This window comes from Streptomyces sp. SM1 (assembly GCF_002910825.1).
In the GTDB taxonomy this organism is placed as follows: domain Bacteria; phylum Actinomycetota; class Actinomycetes; order Streptomycetales; family Streptomycetaceae; genus Streptomyces; species Streptomyces okerensis.
This window is the reverse complement of the sequence record NZ_NEUB01001018.1, coordinates 1-3,698: the sequence shown is the minus strand read 5'-3', so window position 1 is coordinate 3,698 and position 3,698 is coordinate 1. Positions and strand designations below refer to the sequence as shown.

Sequence of the window (3,698 nt, the reverse complement as noted above, 5' to 3'; positions counted from 1 at the left end):
CACCTCGTACGTCCCGTCCGCCCCGTCGCCCGCGCCGCGCACGGTGACGGTGAGCCGGTCACCGCGTGGAGGCGCCTCCCGCGCGTACGCCGCGGCCGACGAGGCGTGGGCGGTGAGAAGAACGGCGGCGCCGACGACGGCGAACCGCCGCGCCCGCGGCACGAACCGCGACGCGACGGGAGCGACGACCTGGGACAAGACCTGGGACAAGACCTGCGGTGCGACGTGAGCCATGACCTGATCAACGCGCCACCGCGCGGGACGTTGCGCCACGCCGGCCCCACGGCCGGAAGGACTTTGCCCTGCGGGCTCCCCGCCTAGTACCGTGGGCGTCGATTGGTGACACCCCACGCGGTTGTGTCATCATCGGCACGCACCGACCCGCTCGCACTCACGCGCGGAAGGTCTGTGCGAGGAGGCGTCGCCTAGTCCGGTCTATGGCGCCGCACTGCTAATGCGGTTTGGGTCTTAAAGCCCATCGAGGGTTCAAATCCCTCCGCCTCCGCCCTCACCACGAAGCCCCGGCCCCTGCGGCCGGGGCTTCGTCGCACTCCCCCTCCGAACCGGCGTCCGTGCAGCTCACAAGGGGTGCACCAAACGGATTTCACATGGCGGCGGCAGTCATGTAGTGTTCTTCCTGTCGCCGCGAGCGGGCCCCAGAGGCCGGGAGCGGTGAGAAAACTGAAGAGACAAGCACTCGTAGCTTAACGGATAGAGCATCTGACTACGGATCAGAAGGTTGCAGGTTCGAATCCTGCCGAGTGCACACAGGTCAAAGGCCCCTCCGGTTTATCCGGAGGGGCCTTTGACATCAGCGGGTGACATCAACGTCCCCGCGCGGCGCCGTTCAGGCGGCCGTCTCGTCGTCCGTGTCGCCTTGGTCGTCGTCCAGCCCCAAGGCGTCGTCCATCCGGTCGGCTGCGGCCCGCAGCGTGGTCCCCATCACGTGCGCGTAGGTGTCCAGCGTCATCGTGATCGTGCTGTGTCCCAGCGTCTCCATGATGGTGCGTGCGTCGACGCCTTGAGCCAGCAGCAGCGACGCGCACGTGTGGCGCAGGTCGTGAACCCGCACCCGCCGTACCTTGGCGTCCCGGCACAGAATCGTCAGCATCCTGTTCAGCCCGCGCGGGTCGATCACCCTGCCTGTGGAGGTCGTGAAGACAAGGCCCGCCGGCTGTCCCTCCGTCGGCTTCCACTTCGGTCCGGCGATCTTGCGTTCCCGGTCCTGCGCCGCGCGGTGCTCCGTGAGCGCTTGTACGCACCGGCGGGGCAGGGAGACGGTACGGACGGACCGCATCGTCTTCGGTGTCCCGAAGATCAGTTCTCGCCGGATGCGCTGCACGTTGCGCCGCACTCGGAGGGTCCCGGCGTTCAGGTCCAGATCCGACCACGTGAGTCCAAGCACCTCACCGCGGCGCAGGCCGGTGGAGACCAGCAGCAGCCACAGGGCGTAGAGGCGGTGGGGCCGGGCTGTCTTGAGTAGGGCTTTCGTCTCGCCCACGTCCAACGGACGAACCTCCTTGGGGTCCACAGTGGGGGTCTCCACAATCCGGGCCACGTTCCGCGCGATCAGTTCCTCTCGGATGGCCTGTTGCAGTGCGGACCGCAGTACGGCGTGTACGTACTGGACGGTGCGCGCGGACGGCCGCCGCTCGCAGCAGCGACCGACCGCGCAGCACGTGCGCTTGTCCTCCGGGCGTTCGTCGTCCGCCCCGCGCAGGCAGCAGAGGCACGCCGACTTGAACTCGGAGAGGAAGCGACGCACGTCCGTCGGCGACAGGCGGTTCAGCCGCTTTCTTCCGAGCGCGGGCCGGATGTAGAGCCGGGTCAGCCCTTCGTAGCTGTTCAGCGTGGCGGGCTTGAGCCGTTCCGGGGCGATTGCGGCGAGCCAGTACGTCAGGTAGTCCCCGAACGCCATGGTGGACGATGCCGCTGGGATGCCCTGCCGGGTCATCTCCTGCATCTCCGTGAGCTTGCCGGCGACTTCCTCGCGGGTCCTGCCGTAGACGAACTTCCGCGTGCGGGTGCCGTCGGGGCGGTAGACGTACGCGGCGGCTTGGTACCGGCCGTCCTTCCTTCTCGTGATCGTGCCTTCACCGTTGGCGCGGCGCTTGGCCATCAGGCGGCTTCCTCCAATCGGTCCTGCATGTACTGGCGAACGGCGTCGACCGGGACACGGCGAGCCCGGCCGGCGGTGAAGCTGTCGAGCTGCTTGCTGCGGATGAGGTCGTAGACCTTGCTGCGGCTCAGACGCAGCGCGGCCATGACTTCGGGGACCTTGAGTGCTTCGTGGCTCGGGGGCATGGCGGTGTTCATGCAGGGATCTCCTTGGATCGAGGAGAGGACGGCGCGGGGCGTTGGTGGCGTCACAATGCTGTGGGTCGCGGCCCATCGCGGCCCAAGGCTGTGACCTGCGGTTTTGTGACGCGGTTGTGCGGTCCATTGCGGCCCAGCCCGTTCGGGTGTGGGCCGCGATGGGCCGTGGTGGGACTCCGGAGAAGCCGCAGGTCAGGGCTGTTGGGTCGCGATGGGCCGTGACCCGGCGGATTGTGGGCTCAACCGGTGAGGGCGATCCCGTGGTACGTGGCGATCCGCTCGCCGGTGGAAGCGCGTGGGCGGGTGCGGTTGAGCTGGGGGAGGACGGAGAGCAGGTTGCGGCCGAAGACCTGTTTGGTGCCGGGGCGGACGCCGTTGTCTTCGGCCCACTCGCGCCAGACGTTCCAAAGGACATCCACGGGAACCGTGCACGCGGGTCCGGTGGTGCAGCGTTCGCGGACGAACGCGCTGGTGGGTGAGGCGGTGTCCTGCATGGTGGTGACGGCCTCACGGCTGGAGGGGGGTTCGGTGATCCGTCCGTTGCGCTGGAGGCGGGCGAGCCCTTCCAGTGCCCAGTTGAGGATGCCGGGCATCTCTGCGGTGAGCCGGTCGAACAGGGTGGGATCTTCCTTGCCCAGCCACGACGTGCGCATGCTGAGCAGGATGAACCGTTTGGCGATGACGCCGGAGGAGTCGCCGAAGTGCGGCAGCTCGTTGGACAGGACCACCAGCCGGGTGGGCAGCTTGCCGGTCCACACCGCGCGGTATTTGCGGTCGATGTCGATGGTGTCCTCACCGGAGATGGTCAGCAGCCGCTCGACGACCTGACTGTTGTCGTTGCCGGACAGGCGAGCGTCGGAGATTACGGCGAGGGGCTTGCCGACCAGGGTGGACAGGCCGAAGTTCGTGCCCAGTCCGGCGAGGGTGGGCCCGGCAAGGTTCTCCCGTCCGACCAGCTCTTTGAGCACGCGCGCGATGGTGCCCTTGCCGGAGCGTGAGGGGCCGACGATGAGCAGGATCTTCTGTTGGTCGGTGCGGCCGGACAGGACGTAGCCGAACCACTCCTGAAGCGCGGCGACAGCTTCGGGGTCCTCGGGCCAGACCTGCGTGAGAAACCGTTCCCAGGTCGGCGCGGTGGCGTCGGGGTCGTAGGCGAACGGCACGGAGACCAGGTTGAAGAACCCGGGGCCGTGCGGCAGAAGCGCCCGATCCTGGATGCGCAGCAACCCGTTCTCACAGGCCACGATGGGGCCGTGGTCCTGCCCGGTGTCGCCCTGGTCGTCGATCCAGGCGGGGGCGTCGGTGTCGGTGGGCAGCAGGGTGATGGCCCCGAGGGCGTCAAGCAGGTTGCCGATCTTCTGCTTGGTCGGTGCCCAGTCGCG

At 68.2% G+C, this 3,698-nt stretch carries 3 protein-coding genes, 2 tRNA genes and 1 pseudogene; 2 read left to right on the top strand and 4 right to left on the bottom strand.

All coding sequences use genetic code 11. The features are described from left to right. Positions 1–234: pseudogene (locus B9S61_RS36600) on the bottom strand (hypothetical protein); the annotation flags it as partial. A gap of 180 nt (positions 235–414) precedes the next feature. On the opposite strand from B9S61_RS36600, the gene B9S61_RS36595 reads away from it, so the two are divergent. Together B9S61_RS36595 and B9S61_RS36590 are read left to right on the top strand one after the other, a co-directional pair. After that, positions 415–505, top strand: a tRNA-Ser gene (locus tag B9S61_RS36595). A gap of 188 nt (positions 506–693) precedes the next feature. After that, positions 694–766, top strand: a tRNA-Arg gene (locus B9S61_RS36590). A gap of 81 nt (positions 767–847) precedes the next feature. On the opposite strand, the gene B9S61_RS36585 is transcribed toward B9S61_RS36590, so the two are convergent. From B9S61_RS36585 to B9S61_RS36575, 3 genes are all read right to left on the bottom strand, one after another. Then, on the bottom strand, positions 848–2,119 hold the full coding sequence (locus B9S61_RS36585; protein WP_103546032.1) for a site-specific integrase: 1,272 nt from the start codon (positions 2,117–2,119) through the stop codon (positions 848–850). Next, positions 2,119–2,316: a helix-turn-helix domain-containing protein gene (locus tag B9S61_RS36580; RefSeq protein ID WP_103546031.1), complete on the bottom strand. Its 198-nt coding sequence runs from the start codon at positions 2,314–2,316 to the stop codon at positions 2,119–2,121. Before B9S61_RS36580 ends, B9S61_RS36585 begins: the two co-directional genes overlap by 1 nt. 239 nt (positions 2,317–2,555) lie before the next feature. Then, the coding region (locus B9S61_RS36575) for a phage/plasmid primase, P4 family (RefSeq protein WP_103546030.1) at positions 2,556–3,698 on the bottom strand (1,143 nt) is incomplete at its 5' end.

Coding starts and splice junctions, on each gene's coding strand:
- B9S61_RS36585 (WP_103546032.1), bottom strand. CDS start 2,119: ATGGCCAAGCGCCGCGCCAACGGTGAAGGCACGATCACGAGAAGGAAG.
- B9S61_RS36580 (WP_103546031.1), bottom strand. CDS start 2,316: ATGAACACCGCCATGCCCCCGAGCCACGAAGCACTCAAGGTCCCCGAA.